Source organism: Allocoleopsis sp. (assembly GCF_036703385.1).
Classification (GTDB): Bacteria; Cyanobacteriota; Cyanobacteriia; order Cyanobacteriales; family Coleofasciculaceae; genus Allocoleopsis.
The window spans coordinates 1-4127 of the sequence record NZ_DATNPA010000388.1 but is presented as its reverse complement, the minus strand read 5'-3'; the positions used below and the strand labels follow the sequence as shown (position 1 = coordinate 4127).

The window sequence follows — 4127 nt, the reverse complement described above, 5'->3', positions numbered from 1 at the left end:
TGCAACAAAACCTGATAGTTCTGTTCGCTAATGGTTTGGGCACCGAAGCGAACAAGGTGAGGGTTGACCATCTGAGCATCAAACAGGATAAAGCCTCGCGATCGCAAATGCTCCACCAACTTCACCATCGCCACCTTTGAGCCTTCAGGAATCTGATAAAACATGGATTCGCCAATGAAGGCTCCAGCAATCACAATCCCTAAAATTCCTCCCGCCAACTGGTCACCTTGCCACGTTTCAAAGCTATAAGCCCAACCCGCTTTATAAAGAGCCCAATAAATCTCTTGAAGTTCAGGAGAAATCCAGGTGGATTCTCGATTGGCACAACCCGCAATCACGCTTTTGAAGTCGCGATTGATTGCAATGCTAAAACGCTCCTGATTCAGAACGCGACGCAGTGATTTAGGATAGCGAAATCGCTCATCCAAGGGAATGATTGCACGGTGGCGACTGGTGTACCAGCCTAAATCACCCGATTCATCTGCCATCAAGAAGTAGCCTTGGGCATATCCCTGGATTAAAGAAGGAATGTCAAATGCCATCATTATTTCTTCTTGAGTGCCTTTCTCACCAACTCAGGAATCTGAGAAGGACGCTCTGCCACAGGGATGTTCGCTTGCTTAAACGCTGCCACTTTGTGCTGCGCTGTACTCGCATTCGTGACTGGCCCTGATAGCTGAGCGGCAATAATGGCACTCGCATCACTAATTTGTCTGTCCAAGGGTGTGTAGCTTCCGGCAACATAAGCAATCACGGGTTTATCAATCGCCTCAGCAATGAATTCAGCGGTTGCATCTTCGCTAAGGCCACCCGTCTGATCAACTAAAACAATGGCTTCCGTACTTTTATCCATCGCTAAAATCTGTAGCCACTGACGAAAAGAAGAGCCAACAATGGCAGCGCTACCAAGATTAACCGCAATAGACTGTCCTAATTTTGCTTGGGTTAACGCTAGAGCCACTTCATAGGCAAGGGCACCAGCACGCGCAATCAGCCCAACGGGTCCGGGTGTATAAAATTCACTCTCCTGAGTACCCAGCAAAAATTTTCCGGGCACAATGATACCAGAACTACTCGGCCCCACAATCAGAGTCCCCGTGGCTTCTGCTTTCCGCAAAAGGCGAACCATGTCTAGAGGAGGAACACCATCCGTAACGAGAATAATCAGTCGGATATCCGCGTCCATCGCTTCGAGTGCGGCATCCAGAGCTCGGTAGGATTCCACAAAAATAACCGTTGCTTCAATCGGTCCCGTCTTTGGCAGCGCCTGCTCTACCAGGTCAAATACGGGAATACCATGAAGCTCTTGCCCTCCTTGACCTGCACTCACCCCAGCCACTACATTTGTGCCATAGGCTTTCATGCGAGCAGTGTAGTAAGAACCTAAGGGTTGCGTGATACCTTGAACCAAAACTTTGCTGCCTGGTGTCAAGTTGATAGTCGCTTGATGTAAAAGTGGTGTAGAGGCTGGATTGAGCTTCTCAAAAGCCCCAGCGGCTACCTTCGTACCATTGACTTTCATGGGAAGGGCGTAATAGGAGCTCAGCGATGGTGTACTGTCCTGTTCCAGGACTTGGCTTTGTGAGGTCAAGTTCATATTAGCTCTCTGGTTCAAGAAGTGTAGCTGCTGGATTGAGCTTAACTTGCAGCAGCTAACTCTTCCCAGGGGAGCATAACTTTAGAGCAAAGAGAGGAAGAGAATCAACCTACTCAAGACAATCAGAATACTAATCTTATACAGATTCATCCTAGGTTGCTGATCACTTGAGGAAAAAAGGTAATAAGGGCTAATCCAGGTAAGCCCCCCTCTTCTTCCTCTCCTCTACGTTTTGGGTCTTGGATCAGGATGGCCTAACCTTAGAGTTGGCAAGAGAAATCGCTTGCGCTACCGCCTCGTCCAAGTTATCCATCCAATGTACGGGTATCGTTGCCAGACGCTCTTTAGCGGAGTCAATTTTCCCACCCACGATACGGATAACAAAGTGAGGCAGCTGAGTCAGGGATACAGATTGCTTAGAGAGAGTGTGGGTACCATTATGGTGAACGCGATGAGAACGAGACGTCAGCCCCATTGGTCTTTCTGCTTGGTCTGCTGCCTTTAGCACAGACCCTTCCCCCCATTTAGAAACTAGATAGTTGGCAATGACCTGAGCCACTTGTTCACTGGCGCTACCACTGCTCAGGATGTTGACTAAGATAACTTTAATCCCTTTAGCTTCTGTTATTTGCTTGAGGGCACTTTGCAGTTGTTGTACGGGAGAAGAAGTGGCTTGCACATCCCAGCTGGCATATCCGTCTAAAATCAGGCAACTGGCTGGTTTTCCTTGTTCCTGGTAAACCAAATCTAACGTTGCTGCTGCTAGACAAGTGTCGTTACAGAGAATGCCAATGTTACCTTCTGTGTCCGTCCAGTTGAGGTCAGACACGCGGTTAGGGTAGCTCTCAGGCATACTGGATGCTAAGGTTGCCAACTCGGCATGGCGTCCGAGGGCGCTGTCGTTTGCCGAGATTTTGCCATCCAAGGCCATCACCTCACTTCTAGAATTAATGGCCAGGGGATTAATCTCGACCAAGTCTAGATCTTTTTGGAGAAATAGCTGGTACATCTTTTGTATAATTCCACTCACCGATTCGATCAGCTGTCCCTGAAGTCCCATTTTTAGGGCTAGACGCCGTGCGTAAAACGAGGAGAATTCTTGCTCCACCACAACCTTTTGCATATGAGCCATCACGCCCACTACGTCGATGCCTCCTTGGCGAGACCCTAACAGAACAGGACGCCCAAGGGCATAGTCGAGGATGACGGCAAGGTATAATTCCTGCTCAGCATCGTAGCGAGATTCGGCTAGCAGGACTTGGGGATAGCAACCGAGAATAGGAAGGTTGAAAATAGACCTTGCCGCTGCGATCGCATCAATGGTATTTTCCACAAAGCGGATACCACCAGCTCTACCCCTTCCCCCCGTAGGCACCTGAGACTTGAGTACGACTGGATAGGGAATTTCTAAGCGCTTGAGGTCGGTAGGATGGTCGATGCGTTGAGACGGCAAAACAGGGATGCCAATCTGGCGAAATAATTCTTTCGCTTGGTACTCTAATAAGTCCATAAATGAGTATGGGTTGAATGTCAACTCAAGGCTAAAGGCTGAAGTATGAAGTATGAAATTCCCCAACCTGCGAGGGCTAGGCTCCGGTCAGGCATGGGGCTTGAATAGCGAGTCGAATTTATTTTTCTTCGCCTTTTCACTTTGCATCATAGAAGTCAGGGCGTTAGCCTAGCGGGACGTAGTCCGGCCTGTACTGATAAATCCCCACTTCATCCTTCATCCTTTAAACTTCAGGCTTCTTTAGTCAAGAGTTCTGAACCTTTATAAAGTTATCAACTTCCAACATTTCAGTTGGTTCTCTACCTTACCCTTTGGGCAGAACTTTTCCATTCTTTTTCCACTTGGTCAATTTTGTAGAAGCGCTTCCAGAACAGGTCTACGAGCGGAGTGGGTAGGAATTTTGTCATCAAAAACAGCATCATCTTGCCACCCGTTGCCGCTACGTAGCGGGGACGGGGATGGCGCGAGGTGAGGGCTCGAATGATCACATCGGCTACCCGTTCTGAAGTCCAGGCCAGACGTGCCGTTTGCTGTTCGATGTCTTTAATGCCCTCGATCGCTGCACGATAGAGTTTTCGTCCTGACTCCGGTATATTCAGATCAACCTTATCGCCAGCCACACTAAAAAAGTCTGTCGTTACGGGGCCGGGTTCAATCACGCTGACTTTGATATTGAATGCCCCTAACTCCATGCGCATGACATCACTCAGCGCTTCCAAGGCAAATTTAGAAGGGCTATACATCCCCCCAGCCGGAAAGGGCACCCGACCACCGAGAGAGGACACGTTGATAATTCGTCCACCCCCTTGGTCGCGCAGGGTGGGGATTAAAGCTTGACTTAAGACTAACGGCCCATGAAAATTAACCGCAAACTGCCGCTGTGCATCTTCGGGTGAAATGAGTTCTACTGGACCCATCTGCCCATAACCGGCATTATTGACGAGGGCATCCACTCGACCAAAGTAGTCCAGGGCTTTTTGGGCAAGGGCTTTGACCTGTTCAAGCTGAGCCAGATCAGTC

General features: G+C 49.0%; 4 protein-coding genes. All 4 read right to left on the bottom strand.

Annotated elements, in window-relative coordinates:
• Nucleotides 1-542 (bottom strand): leucyl/phenylalanyl-tRNA--protein transferase (gene aat / locus V6C93_RS19250; RefSeq protein ID WP_349262766.1); only part of this gene is annotated, 542 nt, incomplete at its 3' end.
• A gap of 2 nt (nucleotides 543-544) precedes the next feature.
• Nucleotides 545-1438 (bottom strand): CoA-binding protein, encoded by an 894-nt coding sequence (locus tag V6C93_RS19245; protein ID WP_349262767.1) that lies wholly within the window; start codon nucleotides 1436-1438, stop codon nucleotides 545-547.
• Nucleotides 1439-1841: 403 nt separating this feature from the next.
• A complete protein-coding gene (locus tag V6C93_RS19240) occupies nucleotides 1842-3107 on the bottom strand; it encodes an ATP-grasp domain-containing protein (protein ID WP_333478280.1) in 1266 nt (421 codons plus the stop codon).
• A gap of 299 nt (nucleotides 3108-3406) precedes the next feature.
• Nucleotides 3407-4127, bottom strand: a 721-nt coding sequence (locus V6C93_RS19235) for an SDR family NAD(P)-dependent oxidoreductase (RefSeq protein WP_333478279.1), incomplete at its 5' end; no start/stop codon positions are given.

Coding starts and splice junctions, on each gene's coding strand:
- V6C93_RS19240 (WP_333478280.1), bottom strand. CDS start 3,107: ATGGACTTATTAGAGTACCAAGCGAAAGAATTATTTCGCCAGATTGGC.